General features: G+C 60.2%; 17 protein-coding genes and 1 pseudogene. 8 read left to right on the top strand and 10 right to left on the bottom strand.

Annotated features, from left to right (window positions below; translation table 11 throughout):
- The first annotated feature begins 324 nt into the window (after positions 1 to 324).
- Positions 325 to 870 carry a GTP cyclohydrolase I FolE gene (gene folE / locus EC915_RS00330; RefSeq protein ID WP_166594933.1) on the top strand — a complete coding sequence of 182 codons (546 nt, stop codon included), beginning with the start codon at positions 325 to 327 and terminating at the stop codon, positions 868 to 870.
- Between the two features lie 52 nt (positions 871 to 922).
- Positions 923 to 1294: a glutathione S-transferase N-terminal domain-containing protein gene (locus tag EC915_RS00325; RefSeq protein ID WP_166650888.1), complete on the top strand. Its 372-nt coding sequence runs from the start codon at positions 923 to 925 to the stop codon at positions 1292 to 1294.
- Positions 1295 to 1472: 178 nt separating this feature from the next.
- Here the strand turns inward: EC915_RS00325 and EC915_RS00320 are convergent, their stop codons facing one another.
- From EC915_RS00320 to EC915_RS00310, 3 genes are all read right to left on the bottom strand, one after another.
- On the bottom strand, positions 1473 to 1859 hold the full coding sequence (locus tag EC915_RS00320; RefSeq protein WP_133748542.1) for a lysozyme inhibitor LprI family protein: 387 nt from the start codon (positions 1857 to 1859) through the stop codon (positions 1473 to 1475).
- A gap of 147 nt (positions 1860 to 2006) precedes the next feature.
- Positions 2007 to 2609 carry a glutathione S-transferase family protein gene (locus tag EC915_RS00315; protein ID WP_133748541.1) on the bottom strand — a complete coding sequence of 201 codons (603 nt, stop codon included), beginning with the start codon at positions 2607 to 2609 and terminating at the stop codon, positions 2007 to 2009.
- A 44-nt stretch (positions 2610 to 2653) separates the two neighbouring features.
- Positions 2654 to 3820 carry a PLP-dependent aminotransferase family protein gene (locus tag EC915_RS00310; RefSeq protein ID WP_133748540.1) on the bottom strand — a complete coding sequence of 389 codons (1167 nt, stop codon included), beginning with the start codon at positions 3818 to 3820 and terminating at the stop codon, positions 2654 to 2656.
- Between the two features lie 81 nt (positions 3821 to 3901).
- Between EC915_RS00310 and EC915_RS00305 the strand changes: the two genes are divergently transcribed.
- Together EC915_RS00305 and EC915_RS00300 are read left to right on the top strand one after the other, a co-directional pair.
- Positions 3902 to 4345, top strand: a complete 444-nt coding sequence (locus EC915_RS00305) for a MarR family transcriptional regulator (RefSeq protein WP_133748539.1) — start codon at positions 3902 to 3904, stop codon at positions 4343 to 4345.
- A gap of 218 nt (positions 4346 to 4563) precedes the next feature.
- Positions 4564 to 5754: a benzoate/H(+) symporter BenE family transporter gene (locus tag EC915_RS00300; protein WP_133748538.1), complete on the top strand. Its 1191-nt coding sequence runs from the start codon at positions 4564 to 4566 to the stop codon at positions 5752 to 5754.
- Between the two features lie 65 nt (positions 5755 to 5819).
- Here the strand turns inward: EC915_RS00300 and EC915_RS25505 are convergent, their stop codons facing one another.
- The 4 genes and pseudogenes from EC915_RS25505 to EC915_RS00285 form a co-directional block, all read right to left on the bottom strand.
- Positions 5820 to 6683: a methyl-accepting chemotaxis protein gene (locus tag EC915_RS25505; protein WP_372237844.1), complete on the bottom strand. Its 864-nt coding sequence runs from the start codon at positions 6681 to 6683 to the stop codon at positions 5820 to 5822.
- A pseudogene (locus EC915_RS25500) lies at positions 6681 to 6854 on the bottom strand (HAMP domain-containing protein); the annotation flags it as partial. The pseudogene EC915_RS25500 and the gene EC915_RS25505, both read right to left, overlap by 3 nt.
- Positions 6855 to 8094: 1240 nt before the next feature.
- Complete coding sequence (locus EC915_RS00290; RefSeq protein WP_133748536.1) at positions 8095 to 9024, bottom strand: LD-carboxypeptidase; 930 nt, start codon at positions 9022 to 9024, stop codon at positions 8095 to 8097.
- 125 nt (positions 9025 to 9149) lie between these two features.
- Complete coding sequence (locus tag EC915_RS00285) at positions 9150 to 9911, bottom strand: SDR family oxidoreductase (protein ID WP_133748535.1); 762 nt, start codon at positions 9909 to 9911, stop codon at positions 9150 to 9152.
- Positions 9912 to 10158: 247 nt separating this feature from the next.
- On the opposite strand from EC915_RS00285, the gene EC915_RS00280 reads away from it, so the two are divergent.
- The 4 genes from EC915_RS00280 (at position 10159) to EC915_RS00265 (ending at position 15930) form a co-directional block, all read left to right on the top strand.
- The gene (locus EC915_RS00280; protein ID WP_133748534.1) at positions 10159 to 11163 is read left to right on the top strand and encodes an NADP-dependent oxidoreductase; all 1005 of its coding nucleotides are present in this window, start codon (positions 10159 to 10161) and stop codon (positions 11161 to 11163) included.
- Between the two features lie 268 nt (positions 11164 to 11431).
- The gene (locus EC915_RS00275; protein WP_133748533.1) at positions 11432 to 13630 is read left to right on the top strand and encodes a TonB-dependent siderophore receptor; all 2199 of its coding nucleotides are present in this window, start codon (positions 11432 to 11434) and stop codon (positions 13628 to 13630) included.
- Between the two features lie 297 nt (positions 13631 to 13927).
- On the top strand, positions 13928 to 15271 hold the full coding sequence (pssA, locus tag EC915_RS00270; RefSeq protein WP_133748532.1) for a CDP-diacylglycerol--serine O-phosphatidyltransferase: 1344 nt from the start codon (positions 13928 to 13930) through the stop codon (positions 15269 to 15271).
- 5 nt (positions 15272 to 15276) lie between these two features.
- Positions 15277 to 15930, top strand: coding sequence for a TetR/AcrR family transcriptional regulator (locus EC915_RS00265; RefSeq protein WP_133748531.1), 654 nt, complete (start codon positions 15277 to 15279; stop codon positions 15928 to 15930).
- A gap of 76 nt (positions 15931 to 16006) precedes the next feature.
- Here the strand turns inward: EC915_RS00265 and EC915_RS00260 are convergent, their stop codons facing one another.
- From EC915_RS00260 to EC915_RS00250, 3 genes are all read right to left on the bottom strand, one after another.
- Positions 16007 to 19588 carry a molybdopterin cofactor-binding domain-containing protein gene (locus tag EC915_RS00260; RefSeq protein ID WP_133748530.1) on the bottom strand — a complete coding sequence of 1194 codons (3582 nt, stop codon included), beginning with the start codon at positions 19586 to 19588 and terminating at the stop codon, positions 16007 to 16009.
- Between the two features lie 38 nt (positions 19589 to 19626).
- Complete coding sequence (locus EC915_RS00255) at positions 19627 to 20115, bottom strand: (2Fe-2S)-binding protein (RefSeq protein ID WP_133748529.1); 489 nt, start codon at positions 20113 to 20115, stop codon at positions 19627 to 19629.
- A 239-nt stretch (positions 20116 to 20354) separates the two neighbouring features.
- Positions 20355 to 20813, bottom strand: a complete 459-nt coding sequence (locus tag EC915_RS00250) for a MarR family winged helix-turn-helix transcriptional regulator (RefSeq protein WP_305955369.1) — start codon at positions 20811 to 20813, stop codon at positions 20355 to 20357.
- Positions 20814 to 20838: the final 25 nt, after the last annotated feature.

The following is a 20838-nucleotide window of genomic DNA, read 5'->3' as shown; positions in this document are numbered from 1 at the left end:
AGTTGACACCCCCTACCCACGCCTGGGAAAAATGGCGAGATGTGCTATGGACTCGTGTGTTTGACTCGCTTACTCCGGGAAATCATCGAAGAATCGGGGTGAGGCGAGACGGCAGTACAACTGACGTCACACGTACGCTACCATGCACCTCTTTCGCCAATCAGCCAGCGTCCAGCGGCAAGCACTACTGCCCCATAAGCGCCAGTGACATCAACACAAGCACCGGCAGTGATGAACTTGAGAAACTGGAAACCAGCCTGATTGATACTCATTCGGTACAGCTTCCAACAGTACCCCTCTGCAACCCACACGGAACAAGCCCCTGTGACATTGGAACAGAACTACACGGCGATTCTTGGTCAACTCGGCGAGGACGTCTCCCGCGAAGGCCTGCTCGACACCCCGAAACGTGCGGCCAAAGCCATGCAGTACCTTTGCCGCGGCTATCAGCAAACGCTGGAAGAAGTCACCAACGGCGCGCTGTTCAGCTCGGACAACAGCGAGATGGTGCTGGTCAAGGACATCGAGCTGTATTCGCTGTGCGAACATCACCTGCTGCCCTTCATTGGCAAGGCGCACGTCGCCTATATCCCGAGTGGCAAGGTCCTGGGCCTGTCTAAGGTGGCGCGCATCGTCGACATGTTTGCTCGTCGTCTGCAGATTCAGGAAAACCTCAGCCGACAGATTGCCGAAGCCGTTCAGCAGGTGACCGGGGCCCTGGGCGTGGCGGTCGTGATCGAAGCCAAGCACATGTGCATGATGATGCGCGGTGTCGAGAAACAGAACTCGTCGATGATCACCTCGGTGATGCTGGGCGAGTTCCGCGAAAACGCCGCCACTCGCACCGAGTTTCTCAGCCTGATCAAGTGATCGGGGCATTCAGAATGCGCCGCAACCCGGGTTGCGGCCGCGAGGTTCAAACATGTTGATGAAGGCATTGAGGGTCGGCCTGGGCCAGGTGGTCATTCTGGTCGATTTCCTGACGCGCCCCGGCAAGAAGAAACGCACGCCGCAAGACCAGGCAGCGGTCGAAGCTTCAGCAAAAGACCTTACCCTGTACCAGTTCAACGCCTGCCCATTCTGCGTCAAGACCCGCCGAACGTTGCGTCGTTTGAACGTTCCGGTGGCGCTACGCGACGCCAGGCACAATGAGCTGGACCGTCAGACCCTTCTGGCTGAGGGCGGCAAGATCAAAGTGCCGTGCCTGCGCATCGAAGAAGCTGGCGAAACGGTGTGGATGTACGACTCCAAGGTAATCATCGATTACCTGAATCAGCGCTTTTCGACGATTTGAGAGGCGGCTGAACCTCGCCGACTTGAAGATCGACAGCAACCGCCTGGGGAGCGAATTCATTAGGGATTCGGTTGCAGACGATGAAAGTCCATCGACTGTACAAGCCTTTTCGCGAATGAATTCACTTGCGCAGGTGTTGCATTGAAGCCGACGCTGTCGATGTCAGCGGTGCCGCTCATTACCTCGGGCAGCCCTCTTCTCGGCACGCTGTGTACGCCTTCAATTGCTTAACCCGCACCCTGGTCTGCTCCGCCAGACACTGCGCTTGGGACAGCGGCCACATACTGCCGCCGTCCTGGCGTTTACCGACCTGGTACTGGCAATCGGCATCACGAAAGGCGATCCACTTCTTCTGCGCATCCTGCAGCGCTTTCTTGCGCTCGGCCGTGGTCAGGTACGACAGCTGCGCCTTGTACGCCTTGTTCAATTCGGCATCCACCGCCGCGTACTCCTTACTCGCGCACTTGTTCATCGCAGCCTGATTGGCATCGCAGTCCTCGGCCTGAGCTGAACAGCCAATGCCCAAGGCCATTAACATACCCAGCCCGATCATCATGTAGCGCATTGAATTCTCCTTGTTTGTTCCTATGGTTGCCCGGGCGATCCAGACCGCGTGCAGCTCAACGCCGCAGGTACGAATACGCCGGTACAGCGTCCAGACATGAAAAAAACCGGTCACTGTTGCCAACACCGGTTTTTATTTTCCATCGGATCAATCCAGCATGCCGACATAGCCTGGTTGCTGTTTGACCCGCTCCAGCCACGCCTCAATGGCGGGGAACAGCGTCAGGTCGAAACCGCCCTGAGGCGCAACATGGGTGTAGGCGTAGAGTGCGATGTCGGCAATGGAAAACTGCTCGCCCACCAGAAAAGGTGTTCGCTGCAATTGCTGCTCCATGACTTTCAATGCCTTGTAACCACGCTTGTGCAGCGAGCGGTATTCTTCCAGACGCTCTTGCGGCAGCCCCAGATAAAACTGGATGAAGCGCGCCACCGCGAGGCTCGGCTCATGGCTGTATTGCTCGAAGAACTGCCACTGCAGCATCTGCGTGCGCAAACGCGGTTCGGCCAATAGATACGGCGTACCTTCGGCCAGGAAGTTAAGGATCGCGTTGGACTCCCACAGGTACGTCCCGTCCTCGAGTTCCAGCACAGGAATCTTGCCGTTGGGGTTCTTCGCCAGAAACGCTTCGGTTTCGGTCTCGCCATTGAGAATGTTCACCGGCACCCATTCGTACTGCGCGCCGAGCAAATGGAGCATCAGTTTGATCTTGTAGCAGTTGCCTGAGTTGTAATCGCCGTAAACCTTGTACATCTGTTGCTCTCCCCGTTCCAGCGATGATGCGTGCGGCTAATGTATCAGGCCGCAAGGGCCTGCTGTGCGTCTCTGATAACCGCTGCCAATCGTTTGAGGCCTTCATCGAGGCGCTGCGGATCGATATGGCTGAAGTTCAGACGCAAATAACCAGGATTGGCATCCGGGTCGGTAAAAAACGGCTCGCCCGGCATGAACGCCACGTTTTGCGTCAGCGCAGTATCGAGCAGTAAACGGGTGTCAAGTTTGTCTTTTAACGTGAGCCAGAAGAACAGTCCGCCCTGAGGGCTGTTCCACTCGGCCAGATCGCTGAAATGGCGCTGCAACCCGGCTTCGAACTGATCGCGCCGCGTGCGGTAAAACTCACGCAGCGCCAGTAAATGCTGCTGATACTGTTCGCTGCCGATCCATTGCAACGCCTGCCACTGGCCAACGCGGTTGGTGTGCAGATCCGCCGCCTGCTTGAGTTTCAGCAGATGCGGGAACAGGTCGGGCGTCGCGATCAGGTAACCCACACGCAAGCCTGGCATCAGTGTCTTGGACACGGTTGCGGTGTAGATCCAGCTGGCTTTCTTCAGCCGCGCGGCGATAGGTCGGGCACTGCCCCCGTCAAAGGTCAATTCACGGTAGGGCTCGTCTTCGATCAGCGTCACACCGAACTCATCCAGCAACGCCGCCACAGCATCGCGCGCCGTTTCGCTGTAACGCACAGCCGACGGGTTCTGAAACGTCGGAATCAGATAGGCGAAAGAGGGCCGATGCTGTTCCAGACGCTGACGCAACACTTCCAGATCCGGACCTTCGGCGAGTAACGGCACGGTCAGGCAATCGGCGCCGAACAACTGGAAAATCTGCAATGCGGCCAGATACGTCGGGCCTTCCAGCAGGATTTCAGTGCCTTTGTCGATGTACAGCTTGGCCGCCAGGTCCAGCGTCTGTTGCGAGCCACTGACGATCATCACCTGGCTGGCGTCGCATGCAATTCCCAGCGCCCGCGCCTGGGCAGCGAGAGCCTCACGCAGTTGCGGCTCGCCCTCGCTCATGCCGTACTGGCCGATGCTGCGCGGCATGCCGGACCATTGACTGTGCGGCAACATCGCCTCGGCAGGAAGGCCGCCGGCGAAGGACATCATCTCGGGACGCTGGGCAGCGGCGAGGATTTCGCGAATCAGAGAACTCTTCAAACGGGTAACGCGCTCAGAAAAAGCCATGAGATCACCACTGGCGGACATGAATTGAATTACGTCAAACTGCTTGACCGAAATTACGATGTCACACCCGGATACGTCAACATGATTGACCTTAAAAAATCGATGACTCAGCAAATTGCCATGGAAGCGTTTTTCTTCGGCTATCAGGCCTTCACGGCCAAGGCTGACGAGATGCTCGACCGACGTGGGCTGAGCCGCGTGCATCAGCGCATTGTGTTTTTCATTGCCCGCTACCCCGGCCTGAGTGTGAAGCAATTGCTCGGCGTGCTCGGTGTTAGCAAACAAGCGTTGAACACTCCGCTGCGCCAGTTGATTGAGATGGAACTGGTCCTGAGCCTTGCGCCCGAGGATGACAAACGCAAACGTCTGCTGCAGCTGACGGTCGAGGGTGCGAAGTTCGAGGAGTCATTGCGGCGCGAGCAGGTGAAATTGCTGCAACGGGTGTTTGCCGAGGCCGGGCGTGAGGCCGTGGATGGCTGGCTGGCAGTGAATCAGGCGCTGGGCAATACGCTCAATCGCGGTTGAAGGCAGCATGATCGAAAGGAAGGCAACATCCAGTGGCCGTGTAACGCCCTGCCTGGTGAGCGACCTCACGCACCACCGCCCGCAAATCGGGCTGCAGAATATGCAAAGCTCGGTGCGCAACTGTGCCGATTATTGCGTCGCTGGCTGTATCGCAACGCACTGTCGCTAGTGCGTATAGGCTTGCAGTTCTTCACATCGCCGTTTCAGGGAACGACCGCATGACTGACGCGACCTACACCCGCCTGCGCCCACTGGCCGATTCCTCGCCCTCGGCCATTGTGGCCGGGTTTATTGCGATGATGACCGGCGTGACCAGTTCGCTGGTGCTGATCTTTCAAGCCGGGCAAGCAGCCGGGCTGACCTCGGGGCAGATGTCCTCGTGGATCTGGGCGCTGTTCATGGGCATGGCGGTGTGCAGCATCGGCCTGTCGTTGCGCTATCGCACACCGATCACGGTGGCCTGGTCGACCCCGGGGGCTGCGCTGCTGATCACCAGCCTGGGGCAAGTGGCCTATCCCGAGGCGATCGGGGCCTACATCACCAGCGCGATTCTGGTGTTCATCTGCGGCGTGACCGGTAGTTTCGAAAAATGGGTCAAGCGCCTGCCTACCTCGCTGGCGGCAGCCCTGCTGGCTGGCATTCTGTTCAAGATCGGCAGCGAAATTTTCATCGCGGCGCAGCAACGCACCGGGCTGGTGCTGGGCATGTTTTTCACTTACCTGATCGTCAAACGCTATTCGCCGCGCTACGCAGTGCTGGTCACACTGTTGCTGGGAGTAGCGCTGTCGGCGATGCTCGGCATGCTCAACTTCAGCGGTTTCAATCTGGAAGTGGCGGTTCCGGTCTGGACCAGGCCTTCGTTTTCGCTGGGCGCCACCATAAGCATCGGTATTCCCCTGTTCGTCGTCGCCATGACCTCACAGAACATGCCCGGTATCGCAGTCCTACGCGCCGATGGTTATCAGACGCCCGCTTCGCCACTGATCACCGCCACCGGGCTGATCTCGCTGATCACCGCCCCGTTCGGCGCTCACGGCATCACGATGGCGGCCATCAGTGCGGCGATCTGCACCGGCCCCCACGCCCATGAAAATCCCGCCAAGCGTTACACGGCGGCGATATGGTGCGGGATTTTCTATGCCATTGCGGGCGTGTTCGGTGCGACCCTGGCGGCACTGTTCGCAGCTTTTCCGAAGGAGTTGGTGCTGTCGATCGCAGCCCTGGCGCTGTTCGGTTCGATCATGAACGGCCTGACGGTTGCCATGAGTCAACCCAGGGAGCGCGAAGCGGCGTTGATTACCTTTATGGTCACGGCGTCTGGGCTGACGCTGTTTTCCATTGGCTCGGCATTCTGGGGGATCGTGGCGGGTGTGTTGACCCTGGTGATCCTCAACTGCCGTAAAGGCTGACAGCGCTTGCACATTCGCAAGGGCGCCGTGAGTTGCAGGCGCCGGGTGGCTGCCGAATTGACGGCCTAAAGCCTGAAATGCCCCACCATGCCTTTCAGCTCCATCCCCAGCGATGCCAGCTCGATGCTCGAAGCCGCATTCCCCTGCATCGCCAGCGCTGATTGATCGGCACTGGCGCGGATGCTGGTGACACTGCGGTTGATCTCCTCGGCCACCGAACTCTGCTCTTCGGCCGCTGCGGCAATCTGTTGATTCATCTGCTGGATCACCGAGACTGCCGCAGCAATGCTGCCCAACGCGCTCTCGGTCAGCAGCGCGTCGCTGACGGCCAGTCTGACCAGCTCGCCGCTGCTTTGAATCTGCGCCACGGATGCCTGCGCGCCACTTTGCAGACGCGAGACCAGACGCTCGATCTCTTCGGTCGACTGCTGCGTGCGCTTGGCCAGCGCCCGTACCTCGTCGGCCACCACCGCAAAGCCCCTGCCCTGCTCGCCCGCACGCGCCGCTTCAATGGCCGCATTGAGCGCCAGCAGATTGGTCTGTTCGGCAACGCTCTTGATCACACCCAGCACCTTGCCAATGTTGTGGATTTCGGCGCTGAGGTTTTCGATGCTGTGGCTGGCCGAGTTGGCAGACGTGGCCAGCTGCTCGATACGCTGCATGCTCTGACGCACCACAGCTTGCCCGGAATCGACCTTGGTGTCGGCGGTCTGTGCGGCCAGTGCCGCTTCCTCGGCATTGCGCGCAACATCGTGCACGGTGGCGGTCATCTGGTTCATCGCCGTGGCCACCTGCTCGGTTTCTTCGCGCTGGCTGCTGACTTCCAGGTTGGTCTGTTCGGTAACAGACGACAACGAATGCGCAGACGTCGCCAATTGTTCTATACCCGCTTGCAAGCCGCTGACGATACCGCTCAGTCCGGCCCCCATCTGCTGCATGGCCTGCATCAGTTGACCGATCTCATCCTTGCGCGTGACATGCACATGGCTGCTCAAGTCGCCCGAAGCAATGCGCTGGGCGACGGCGATCACACTGCGCAAGGGCGCCACGATGATCCGCGTGATCAGGAACGAAGCGATCAAGCCAACGAGCAGGGCCATAACCGAAGAGCCGATGATCTTCAGCGAGTTGGCGTTCAGCTCATCGAGCATCGACTGATCTTCGGCGTCGTAAGCCTGGTTGACCTGCTCCACCACCGTTTTCGCGTTGTTCGCCAACTGTTGGGAGACCCTGGCCTCATCCGCCAGCAGCCCGGTGTATTCATTGAGCTTGTCGCCGAAATGGGTGATGTGCCCGATGACCTCGGTCAGCACGGTGAGATAGCCGGGATCCTTGATCACGCCCTTGATCTGCTCGGCCAGCTCCTGCGCCTGCACGGCCTGCTCGATCTTGCCGGTCTTCGGCTCCTCACCCGAGCCCGGCTTGCGGCTTTTGTCCAGACGCTCACGCGCCTCGTCCATGGCCTGCATCATCAACCTGGAGACCTGACTGACCTGGCCCGATTGCTCAATGAATTCCGATCCTTGCTGACCTTGGGAGTCCTTGAGGGTGTAGGCACCGTCGTCGGCGAGCCCGGCTTGCAACACATCGAGGTTGTTGGCCACGCTGGACACCGACCAACTGGCCATTTCCAGGGCCAGATCCTTACTCTGGCTGATGCTGACGAACTCATCGAAAGATTTGCGGTAGGCAGCCAGCGCGTGCTGGACCTGGCTCATGAGGTTCAGGTTGACGGCGGAACTGGCCTTGAGTTGTTCAGCCTGAGCGCTCAACCGGTCGAGACCGGCATGCAATGGGTCGACGATCTTGGGATCGCCGTGCAATGCATAATCCTGCTCCAGCAGACGTACGCGATTGAGGCCGGTATTGAGAGCGGTCATTTCTTTCAGGCTGTCGAAATGCGCGCTGATCAAACGCAGCGACCAGACGCCGATCACAGCAACCAGCGCCGTGAGCAGCAGAACGAGGACGAACCCGATACCCAGTTTCTTTGCCATCCCGAGATTGGCAAAACGCGCTTGTACGGCCGAAATCATGATGTTCAGTCCCCAATGCACAACTCGAAGGCACACATAAAGAGGCCATGTTCAGAATGGCCATTCAATTTTCGTGCAGATTTACGAGGGATCAGGGACAAAACAAGCGTTTGACGCGGCAGTGATGGCAAATAGCTACGCCAGCGTCGTTTTCAGAACACTCGCCAGCAAAACTGGAACATTCATTCTGCAAACAGACGCAAGCCAAGCGCTGATCAAAGGGGCGATGGGACGGAAAGTAACGCGCCATGACGGAGCGAAACCAGGCAGCCAGTGCGCCGGTAACGCTCGTAGCTTGAGGCCATCAACGGGCTGCAGCGCTTACCGTGAGCGTGCCGGTATTGGCATCGAGAGTCGCGCGGCTACCCAGTGCCACCGCCAGATTGCGATCGCCATGCCCGATCGATAGCCCACCCAATACCGGTATGCCCAGATGACCAAGACGTTCGGTCAACACCGCAGGGGGTTTGATAGGGTTATTGCCATGCCCGGGCTCGCTGAATTGCCCGATGGCAACGCCCGCCAGGCAGCGGAGCAAACCGCAGTTGCCCAGATGGGTCAGCAAACGGTCGACGCGATAGGCCATTTCGCCCACATCTTCGATCAGTAGAATCGCGCCATTGAGGTCGGGCATGAATGGCGTGCCAACACAGGTGCTGAGGATGCTGAGATTGCCGCCGAGCAAGGTGCCGTGAGCGACGCCGCCCGTGCGTACGCTGAAGGTAGGTTCGTCAGGATCAGCCTCCAGCACCAGCGTTTCAGTGCTCATCAGCGCATGCCTGAGGGTGCTGGCGAACAGGCCGCCGCGCTCCAGTTGTGCGGCGACCGGGCCATGCACCGTGACCAGCCCGGCATTGACCCACAACGCAGCGTGCAAGGCAGTGATGTCAGAAAACCCTACTACCAGCTTCGGGTCACGGCGCACGGCAGCGTAGTCGAGATGTTCGAGGATTCTCTGCACGCCGTACCCGCCGCGGGTACACAGCACTGCGCGAATGTCGGAATCGGCCAGCGCATCGTTCAAATCCGCAGCGCGGTTGGCGTCGCTGCCGGCCAGAAAGTGTTCGACATCAAGGGCGTGGGGATAGACCTTGGGGCGCACTCCCCAGGAAGATAGCTCGCGCACCGCCGCTTCAACTCTCGCTGCGGCCACGGGGCCGGCAGGCGATACCAGAGCAACGGCATCGCCGGCACGCAGGGCACAGGGGTTGAGGATCGGACGGGACACAGACATTTCTACGACTCGGCTGGTTTTCAAATGAATGTCCAATGTAGAGCACTCGCAGCCCTGAATCCAGCGTCGGGCCGCGATGCATATCGGGCGGCCCTTGCTGAGCCTGTGCAGGCAGTCTCATCCAGTCAGAACGCCGTCACGCCACCATCGACGGCCAGCGAATGGCCCGTGGTGAACGCGGCGCCATCGCTGCACAGGTACAAAACGGCACTGGCGACTTCCTCAACCTTGCCGATGCGACCCACCGGGTGCATGGTCGTGGCAAACTCGGCTTTACGCGGGTCGGCTTCATGGGCGCGGCGGAACATATCGGTGTCGATCACCGCAGGGCACACCGCGTTGACCCGGATGTGTTTCTTGGCGTATTCGATGGCGGCGGATTTGGTCAGGCCGATCACCGCATGCTTGGAGGCTGCGTAAATGCTCATCTTCGGCGCGGCACCCAGTCCCGCCACCGACGCAGTGTTGACGATCGCGCCGCCGCCCTGCGCCAGCATCACCGGCAACTGATACTTCATGCACAGCCAGACGCCCTTGACGTTAACGCCCATGATCGCGTCGAACTCGGCCTCGCAGCCCTCGGCCAGACGTCCCTTTTCGATCTCGATGCCGGCGTTGTTGAACGCGTAGTCGATTCGACCGAATGCTTCCACAGCCTTGTTCGTCATCTGCTGCACGTCAGCCTCTCGGGTGACGTCGCAGCGCAGGAACAGTGCCTCGCCGCCAGCCTGACGGATCAGCTCAACTGTCCCTTCCCCGCCGTCGCAGTCCACATCCATCGCCACCACCTTCAGGCCCTGGGCGGCAAACGCCAGCGCTGTTGCGCGCCCGATACCTGCTGCGGCGCCCGTCACCAGGGCAACCTGTCCGGAAAAGGTCATGCTCATGAAGTTATCCTGTCTTGTGCTTTTATAGGGAAGCCCTGCGGCTGATTGCGAGGCAGTTTAGTCACGCCAGCCCTGAGCGAGTCAGCACTATCAAAGCCCCGGTTACGCGGTCATGCATTGCGGTGATATGAAGCGGCTGGCGCATCAGCGCAATGGATCGGCGCGCATTCGCTGCAAAGGCTTTGCTTGCGAGTGCAGCGCTGCCGGGCTATCACTGGCGTTTGTCTTTTCAATCAGGGAACCTGCCATGACTGCGCTGAACAATCGCCAATTCCTTCTGGCCCGACGCCCGACAGGTCCGGCCAATCGCGAAGACTTCACCTTCCAGACCGTGCCGGTTGCCGAGCCTGCGCCCGGGCAGATCGTGGTGAAAAACGAATACCTGTCCCTTGATCCGGCCATGCGCGGCTGGATGAACGAGGGCAAATCCTACATAGCGCCGGTAGCCCTGGGTGAGGTCATGCGTGCATTGGGCGTGGGTAAAGTCATCGAATCGCAGAGCCCAGCATTCGAAGTTGGTGACTATGTCCATGGTGTGCTCGGGGTGCAGGATTATTTTGTCGGTGAGCCCAAGGGCTTGCACAAGGTCGATCCAACGTTGCTGCCGCTGCCGGTGTATCTGGCGGCATTGGGCATGACTGGCATGTCAGCGTATTTCGCCCTGCTGGAGGTCGGTCAGCCGACCGCAGGCGATACCGTGGTCATTTCTGGCGCAGCCGGCGCGGTGGGCAGCGTTGCCGGGCAGATTGCGAAGATCAAAGGCTGCCGCGTGATCGGCATCGCCGGAGGCAAGGAGAAATGCCGGATGCTGATCGAGGCCTTCGGCTTTGACGGCGCCATCGACTACAAAAACGAGGATATCCACCAAGCCCTGAAACGCGAATGCCCGAAAGGCGTGGACGTGTTTTTCGATAACGTGGGCGGCGACATTCTCGATGCCGTGCTCACGCGTCTGGCACCCAAGGCGCGGGTGGTGATCTGCGGTGCCATCAGCCAGTACAACAGCAAGGAAGCCATCAAGGGGCCAGCCAACTATCTGTCGCTGCTGGTCAACCGAGCCCGCATGGAAGGCTTCGTGGTCATGGACCATGCCGCGAATTTCGCCAGGGCGGGCGCTGAATTGGCCGGCTGGCTTGCGCAAGGCACGCTCAAGAGCAAGGAGCATATCGTCGATGGCCTGGAGACCTTCCCGGAAACCTTGCAGATGCTATTCAAAGGCGAGAACCACGGGAAGTTGGTATTGAAAGTGTAGTCAACGTCGATTCCCGTGCAGGCGAGAGTCTGGTCTGGACAACGTCGCCGGCTGCCACCCGGTACTACTTAGCTCAATACCATCGCGGGCAGGCGCACTCCTGCAGGTTCAGCCCTAAAGCGGGGCTGAACCTGATGTGAAAAAAATGTAAAAATATTCGCCGCAAGTGATAACAATTCGCAATCACTTCCTGATAGCATTCGCATCCAGATATTTCCCCATCGCCAAGGAGGCTCAACCACGACACGCGCTTTCAGGATCACCTCCCATGGCTCTGCGCTTCACTTCCCGCCCGACCCTCCTCGCACTGTGCTGCTCGATCAGCGTCAACGCCTATGCCGCCGATCAGGCCATTGAGCTGGGTGCCACCGCCGTCGATGCCCAAGCTGTCAAACAAACTCCCGGCGACCTGCCCGAGGAGTTCGCTGGCGGTCAGGTCGCGCGCGGCGGCCAGATGGGGGTGCTTGGTAATCAGGACAACATGAGCGTGCCGTTCACCATGACCAGTTACACCTCGAAGCTCATCGAGGATCAGCAGGCCGAAAACGTCGGCGACGTGTTGCTCAATGATCCGTCAGTGCGCCAGTCGGCAGGCTACGGTAATCAGTCTCAGGTGTTCGTGATACGCGGGCTGCCCCTCAGTGGCGACGATATTTCCTACAACGGTTTGTATGGCGTGCTGCCTCGACAGATCCTTTCGGTCGACGCGATAGAGCGCGTGGAAGTGTTCAAAGGGCCCAACGCTTTCATCAATGGCGCCAGCCCTACCGGTACCGGCCTTGGGGGTAGCGTGAACCTGCAGCCCAAACGCGCCCAGGACACACCGATTCGCCGTTACACCCAAGACATCAGCACGGACGGACGTATCGGCGAACACCTGGATCTGGGGCAGCGCTTTGGGGAGGACAATCGCTTCGGCGCGCGCGTCAACCTAAGTCAGCGCGAAGGTGAAACTGCAGTCAATGATCAGGACCAGCGCAGCAAGCTGTTCGTGGCAGGTCTGGACTATCGGAGCGATACTTTCCGCCTCTCTACCGATTTTGGCTACCAGAAAGAGCGCATCAATCACCTGCGCAATTCAGTACAACTGGGCAGTGGGCTGACCAGGATTCCCCATGCCCCAGATGCCAACCACAATTACGGTCAGGACTGGACCTACACCGAGACCGAAGACACGTTCGGCATGATGCGCGGTGAGTGGGATCTTAATGACAGCTGGACAGCTTACCTGGCTGGCGGTGGCAAGCACACGCGGGAAACGGGTCTCTACGCAACCCCGACCCTGACCAACGCGACAACCGGTGCGGCGACCCTCGCTGGATCGATCATCCCGCATAACGAAGACAATGCCACGGTCATGGCAGGCCTGAACGGCAAGGTCCAGACCGGCCCGATCAGCCATCAGATCAGCATTGGCGCGTCGAGCCTCTGGACCTGGCAAGAGAATGCCTACCAATTCTTCGGCAGCCGGGCAACCAACATCTATAGCACCCCGAGCCTGAGCAAACCGACCAGCATAACGCTAACCGGCGGCGATCTGGGTGACCCCGGCATCACTGGCAAAACCCGCAATCGCAGCCTTGCCGTGTCCGACACCTTCGGCCTGTTCGACGACACCCTGCTACTGACCTACGGCGTGCGGCGTCAGCAATTGCGGGTGGAAAACTACACCTATGAAGGCACCACTTCCGGCGGGAAGGCCTATGGCACTAGCGACGGCAGCCGGAGCGCGCTGTACGACGATTCGATCACCACGCCGGTCTACGGCATCGTCTACAAGCCGATAGACACGGTTTCGTTGTACGCCAACCGCATCGAAGGCCTCGCTCAGGGGCCGACAGCAAGCGGCAACGTCTTGAATGCCGGGCAATCATTTCCGCCCGGCCGTACCCAGCAGCTTGAGGCCGGTATCAAGCTGGACATGGGTTCGTTCGGTGCCAACCTGGCTGCGTTCCGTATCGAAAAACCCACCGATGGCTACACGGATGCGGCGAGCAAGTTATTCGTGCGCGATGGCGAGCAGGTCAATCGTGGCGTCGAATTCAGCGTCTACGGCGAACCGCTCGACGGGCTGCGCCTGCTGGGCGGTGCAACGCGTCTTGAGTCGAAACTGGAAAATACTGCTGGAGGCGCCACCGATGGCAACCACGCCATTGGCGTGCCGACATTCCTGATGAACGCCAGCGTCGACTGGGAGGTACCGGGGCTGCAGGGCGTTGCTCTGAATACGCGGTTTCTGCGCACTGGCGGGCAATACGCCAATCAGGCCAACACCCTCAGCCTGCCAAGCTGGAACCGCTTCGACGCGGGGGCTCGTTATGGCTTCAAGGTCGCGCAAAAGGATGTCACATTGCGGGTCAACGTCGAGAACATCGCCAACAAGGCTTATTGGGCCTCGGCCAATGGCGGCTACCTGACTCAGGGCGATCCGCGACTGGTGAAGTTCTCCGGAACCATTGATTTCTGATTCGCAGCTGACACCGCCATGCCTCATGGCGCCTGGCACCCTGCAGGAGCGAATTCATCCCGGGCGATTGCCGTACAGCCGACCTACCTTTGTCGTCCAGTCGATCTTTCGCAGCTGAACTCGCTCCCCCACGGGGGGCATCTCTGCGTTGCTGTGAAATCCACCCAGAATGATCGCTGGCCTCCCCGGCGTTACTGAAAATATGCTGAACAAGTCGCCGTTCCTGCTGACAAAGGCACCACAAGGCGCACTCTGGTGTAAGCTCTTGCGCTGTTGATTCGATCCATCGAGAGGCTTATGCGGGCTCCCTTCCGACGTTCTACCCTTGCAGCGCTGCGCGGTTTCGAATCGTCCAGCACGGCGATTACCCTTCTGGCGAGCGCTGCCGACTATCGCCGCACATTGCTCGAAAAAATTGCTTCGGCGACCCGGCGCATTTATATCGTCGCGCTGTATCTGCAAGAGGATGAAGCCGGGCAGGAAATCCTCGATGCACTTTACGCCGCCAAGGCCGCCAGGCCCGAGCTGGACGTGGTGGTGCTGGTGGACTGGTTCCGCGCTCAGCGCGGGCTGATTGGCGCAGGCAAGCAGGCGGGTAACTCGGCGTGGTATCAGGCGCAGAATCTGGAGCACGATCAGGAAGTGCCGATCTATGGCGTGCCCGTGCAGACCCGCGAGCTGTTCGGGGTACTGCACCTCAAAGGCAGCATCATCGATGACTGCGTGATCTACACCGGCGCCAGCATCAATAACGTCTATCTGGACAAGCTCGGCAAGTACCGTCTGGACCGCTACCAGTTGCTGGAGAGCCCGGCACTGGCCGACTCGTTCCAGCGTCTGATACAGGACGACATCCTGCCGTCCGATGCCGTGCATCGTCTTGACCTGCCCTCCCCGCCGAGTTCGCGCAGCATTCGCGGCGAAATCCGTCAGTTCCGCCAGCGCCTCAAACGTGCCAGCTACGACGTCAATGAAGGCGTTCGGGAAGACGGCAAGTTGCGCGTGATCCCGCTGCTGGGCATCGGCAACAAGAACCCGTTGAGCAAGGTGCTCTGCGATCTGATTGCCGCGACCGGTGATCAACTGACGCTGTGCACGCCGTACTTCAACATGCCGCTGGTGGTCAAACGCGAGATCAACCGCGCACTTAAACGCGGTGTGAAAATCGACATCATCATTGGCGACAAGACCGCCAATGATTTCTACATTGCGCCGCAGGAACCGTTCAAGGTCATTTCCGCGCTGCCTTATCTGTATGAAATCAGCCTGCGTCGCTTTATGCAGAAGCATCAAGAGGCTGTTGCCCGACATCACCTGAACATTCACCTGTGGAAAGACGGCGATAACACTTTCCACCTCAAGGGGCTGTGGGCGGACGAGCGTTATACCGTGCTGACCGGCAACAACCTCAACCCCCGCGCCTTCCAGCTCGACCTGGAAAACGCGCTGCTGATCGATGACCCCAAGGGCGAATGGCTCACACCGCGCGCCGAGGAAATCGATCTGCTGATGCGCAACACTCAACGCGTCGGCAAGTTCGACGAGCTGGATACCCTGAGCGAATACCCGATTGGCGTGCGCACCTTCCTGCGCCGAGTCAGCCGCGTGCGCGTTGAACGCCTGCTGTACCGGATTCTCTAAGCAGCATGAGCAAGAACACCGGGGTGCGCGCGCAACAGGCCGAAGAGACGCGTGCACGGATTCTCAAAGCGGCAACGACGGTCTTTACCCGCGACGGCTATTCGGGCGGGCGGATCGAAAAGATCTCGGCCGAAGCCGAGTCCAATGACCGGATGATCTACTACTACTTCGGCAGCAAGGAGAAGCTGTTCGTGAAGGTGCTGGAGCACACTTACGAGCGCTTCAACCAGGCCGAAAACAGGCTGCAACTCGACCCTTCCACACCGGTGGCGACGCTGCGCCAACTGGTCGCCTTCGTTTGGGACTACTACGTGACCCATCCGGAATTCGTTGCGATCCTGAGCATCGAGAACCTGCACAAGGGCAAACACGCCAGACAGTCCAGTGAGCTGCGGCGCCTGTCGGGCGAAGCGGTGGGCGTACTGAGACCGATCATCGAGGCCGGGCAGCAACAGGGACTTTTCCGCCACGATGTCGACCTCAATCATGTCTATCTGATGATCGCCTCGCTCTGCTACTTCTATAACTCCAACCTGCACACATTGACCTCGTTCCTCGGCCAGGACATGGGCGGCCAGGGCCAGCGCCAGGACTGGCTGGCGTTCATACAGGATCTGGTGGTGCGCGCGATGATGGTGTTGCCGCAAGCCCCTGTTTGATCGTTGCGTGATCGTTCCCACCGTTTCTCTATGCCACGCCAACGCGTGCAAAACCAATCTTGGCAGTGCGTGGCTGTCAGTGAGTCCCCGGATTTGCCTTGAGGTACGCCACTTTCTCCTGCAACCCCGCCCATTGTGGTTCATTGGGTGCAAATCGGCTGCGCAGGTACGTCGCCAGATCACTGATCTGCGTATCGGAAAGACTGTCCTTGAACCCCGGCATGTAGCCCAGGTCCTGCGTGGCCGGGTTGGCGATACCCTGCTGAATCACCTTGATCAGGTTGTCCGGCAATGTGCTGTGCACATTGGTATTGCTCGCCAGCGAGGGGCTGACGCCAAACAGTTTCGGCCCTAGGCCATCGGCGTGGCAGCCCTGACAGGCCCCCTCGAACACCCGCTGGCCATTGCTCAGCGCCTGGGCCGATAGGCTGGGTTGCGGCACAGGGTTGGCTTGAGCATTCAACGCAGATGCTGAAGCCGCCTGCGCCGACCCCTTCAACGACGCCAGATACACCGCCATTGCCCGCACATCGGTCTTGGGCAGTTTCGCCAACTCCGACACCACTGGCCCCATCGGTCCTGCCGCCACACCGTGGGCATCGGAATAGCCCGTGCTCAGGTAGTTGAACAACTGATCCTCAGTCCAGGGCGTTGGCGATTTCGATAGGCTATTCAGCGCCGGCGCTTCCCAGCCATCGACCATGCCGCCGGCCAGAAACGATGCGCCGCCTTTCTCGGCGCCCAACAGATTACGTGGCGAATGACAGGCTGCGCAGTGGCCTAGCCCATTGACCAGGTACTGCCCGCGATTCCATTGCGCGCTCTGATGTGGCTGCGCTTGTACCTCGCCCTTGCGCAGGAACAGCGTATTCCAGCCCGCCATCAACGGTCGCATGTTGAACGGGAACTGCATGTCGTTGGCTGGTTGGACCTGCTTGACCGGGGCCTGCGACATCAACCAGGCGTACAGCGCCTGCATGTCAGCCTCGTCGATATTGCGGAACGCGGTGTAGGGAAACGCCGGGTAAAGATGTTTGCCATCGCGACGGATGCCGTCACGCATCGCCCGCTCGAAGGCCGGATACGACCAGCTGCCGATCCCGGTCTCGGGGTCCGGCGTAATGTTGCTGCTATATAAAGTGCCGAAGGGGGTCTGCATCGCCAGGCCACCGGCATGGCTCACCCCGCCCGGTGCCGTGTGACACACCGCGCAATCCCCTGCCGATGCCAGCAGCCGACCGCGCTCCAGTGTCGCCGCGGACCAGGTGCCTGCACTCGGCGGCGTGATCGGCGCGATTTCGGTACGCCAGGGCAGCGCAGTCGCTGCCATACCCAACACCGCGCCGAACGCCGCAAACAATGAGCCAAAAAGCCATTTCGAGCGCTTGGCTTTCGGCGAATCAGGGGGGTTGCCGTTGGCCTGCTCCCCCGCGCTTTTCAGCGCCGCCAAGACACGCTCTGCTGTGATCGGCAGCTCACGAAAGCGAATGCCGGTGGCGTCATAAACGGCGTTGGCAATCGCCGCCGCACTGGGCACTGACGCCGACTCCCCTGCTCCCATCGGCGGTTCGGCCTGACGCGGCATCATCATCACATCGACCTTGGGCACTTGCGCAAAGGTCAGGATCGGATAACCACCCCACTCCTTGCTGGCGATGGTCGACTCTTCGAAGGTCACCCGTTCCTTGAGCACACGGCTGGTGGACTGAATGACGTTGCCGTGGATCTGGTGCTGGACGCCTGCCGGATTGACCATCATCCCTGCGTCATGGCCGATCACCACCCGCGTCACCGACACATCGCCGGTGTGCTTGTCCACCGCGACATCCGCCACCCATGCCGCCCACGCTGCGCCAAAGCCAGGAAATTTGCTGTGGATATAGCGTGCATAGGCAAAGCCGCGACCGCGCAGCATGCCGTCTTCCTCAGGCGTCTGCATCGGTTGCGTGCGCGGCGACCATTCGGCGCGGGCCGCCGTTGCTCGGACCAGCTCCGAAGCGCGCTCGTCGTGCAGGTAGCGCAAGCGATATTCCACCGGATCAACGCCTGCGGCAAACGCCAGTTCGTCAATGTAGGACTCGTGAGCGAAGGTGTTGGGCAGCGCCGACACACCGCGCATCCACGACGCGCGCACGATCGGCGCCATGTCATTGATGGTCACGCGCATGTGTTCGATGTCGTAGGGCGGGATCGAGGTGCGGTCGCCCATTTCGAACATCGCCGCTACAGGCTCGACGCGACCGGTCAGCAGCAAGGCCAGCGTTGGCGAGTTATTGGAGGGGTAACTGGTGGTGAAGTCATAACCGGCCACCCCACCTTCGGCGTTGAGACCGCCATCGACCTCCATCAATTGCGCTGTGCCCTTGGGCTCCCAGGCGTGCTCTTGCTCGCGAGTCAGTTGCACGCGGACCGGGCGCCCCACCGCTCGCGACAGCAGCACTGCATCGGCGCACACATCGTCAGCGCAGTTGCGGCCGTAACAGCCGGCGGCCTCCATGCGGATGATTTCGATCTTTTCTTCCGGGTATTCCAGCAACCAGGCGATATCGGCGCGCAGCATGTGCGGATTCTGGGTCCCCGACCAGATCTGGATGCCGTCATCGCGGAAATCCGCCAGCCCGCAGGAAGGTCCGATCGAGCCATGAATCTGATAAGGCCATAGATACGTGCGGGTCATCCGCTCACTGGCGGCGGCCAATGCTTCGTCGACGTTACCTTTGTCCAGCACCACACGCTGCACCCTAGGGTTGTCGCGAATGGCCTGTTCGACATCGCTCATGTCCGGCAACTGATGCTGCCAGGGCTTCCAGGTCACCTTCAGTTCCTTGGCGGCCTTGGCGGCCTGTTCTTCGCGCATCGCCACCACGCCGATGAAATCGCGAATCACCACCACCCGTACGATGCCGGGAATATGGGCGATGGACGATTCATCAACCTGCAGCAGACTGGTGCCCACGAACTCGCCGGTGTCGTAGCCGGCATACGGCGGACGAATCACTCGGCCATGGAGCATGTCAGGCAGGCGCATGTCGTGGACGTAGGTCAGTTCCCCGGTGGCCTTGCCCGGAATGTCCACCCGCGCGGCGACGGTTCCCACCAGCTTGTAGTCTTCCAGGCGTTTGAGCGGTGCGTCGCCGGATATCCGCAGCTCAATGTGTTGGTCCACCAGCAGTTCGCCAAATCGACAGCTTCGACCGTCCTGCGCCTTGATCACCCCGCGGTCGATGACCAGCGACTCCGCGCTGACGGACCAGCGTTGCGCCGCAGCCTGCAGTAAATAGCGGCGGGCTTCGGCAGCCGCATTGCGCAACGGGATCGCTGATATCTGCAAGGTCGCACTGGCGATGGTTGCGCCCTGGTTCGGCGCTCGCTCGGTGTCGCCCAGGACCATGGTGACCTGATCCATCTGCAGATCGAGTTCCTCGGCAATGATCTGCGCCAGCGAGGTACGAATGCCGGTGCCCAGGTCCACGTGGCCGTTGAACGCGTAGACCCTGTTGCCCTGATCGATGGCGATGAACAGGCCCAGCTCCTTGGGCCTGACCGTCGGCGTGCCGCCTTTGGCGACCGGCCCGGACGGCGGCAGGATGTCATCGACGATGAGCAGAACGCCATCGCTGGACAACAACTGGTCGCGAGTGGGTGTGGGCTTTTTCATGGGAGGTGTCATTGGCGCTGTCAAAAGAGTCGCTCCGTTCAAAGCGGATGACGGGCGGCCCGCATGACCGCGCGAAGAATTTCGATGTGGGTGCCACAGCGGCAGAGGTTGGCCGACAGTTCGTTGCGGATCTGCGCTTCGGTGGGGTGCGGGTTGCGGTCGAGCAGGGCCTTGGCGGTCATGATCATGCCGTTCATGCAGTAGCCGCATTGCGCAGCCTGCTCATCGATGAATGCCTGCTGCACCGGGTGCAGGCATTCGCGCGAGCCGATGCCTTCCAGCGTGGTGATTGCACGCCCTTCGGCGCCGGCCAGCGGGAATACGCAAGCGCGCGCCGCCACGCCGTCGATGATCACCGTGCAAGCGCCGCACTCACCCAGGCCGCAACCGTATTTGGGGCCGTTGAGCTGCAAGTCGTTGCGCAGGATCAACAACAGCGGGGTATCCGCCATGGCCGTGACGGACAAGGTCTGGCCGTTGACCTTAAGCGTCACAGTCTTCTCGCCCGTTGCCTGCTGCTCGCTCATCGCGCGCTCCCCATCTGTTACCCACCGTCTCGGTCTTTTGGTGAAGTGATTACTTCATGAAAAGAGAGCAGGAAGCGTGCCAGTGGGAAAGGGATGCAGAAATGGAGGGTGATCGCTCAGCAATGGAGATCGAACCGTGGGGCCGTTGTAGTCGCGAAACAGGATCAGACTCAAGAGAGGAATCGAATGCAGCTAAGCCTCGCGATGGAATTCGCCTCCACAGGAGCAGAGTGAGCGCCCTACTCCTCGGGCTCATCAATCAGTTTGCGCAGTAAAAACAGCACCGCCACCCGCTCGGCCGGGTTCAGCTTGCTGAGGGTGAGCTCGCTGATGTGCGCGGCGCGGGGCACGGTTTCCTGCACCAATTGAAGGCCGCTGTCCGTCAGGCTGCAAATGACCTTGCGTCGATCCTGCGGGTCGGGGTCCAGGCTGATCAGGTCGCGGGCCTTGAGCCGGTCGACGATACCGCGAATGGTCGCCTGGTCCACTGCCGTCGCCTTGACCAGTTCGCTCTGTGAACGGGGACCGTGGTCGTGCAAGGCGCAGAGGGTGACGAACTGCACCGCCGTAAGCTGGGAGTCTCCGACGTTCTGCTGAAAAATCGCCAGATGACGCTGATAAGCCTTGCGCAGCAAATGGCCGACCTGCTCGGAAAAAGTATAGGACGCCTGCGTGTTGGAGGGTTTATCAGTGGGCACGGATGGCTCGTCCTGCGGCATGTAG

The organism is Pseudomonas sp. LP_7_YM (genome assembly GCF_004364435.1).
Classification (GTDB): domain Bacteria; phylum Pseudomonadota; class Gammaproteobacteria; order Pseudomonadales; family Pseudomonadaceae; genus Aquipseudomonas.
Note: the sequence above shows the minus strand (reverse complement) of the source record. Positions and strands in the feature narration are given on the sequence as shown.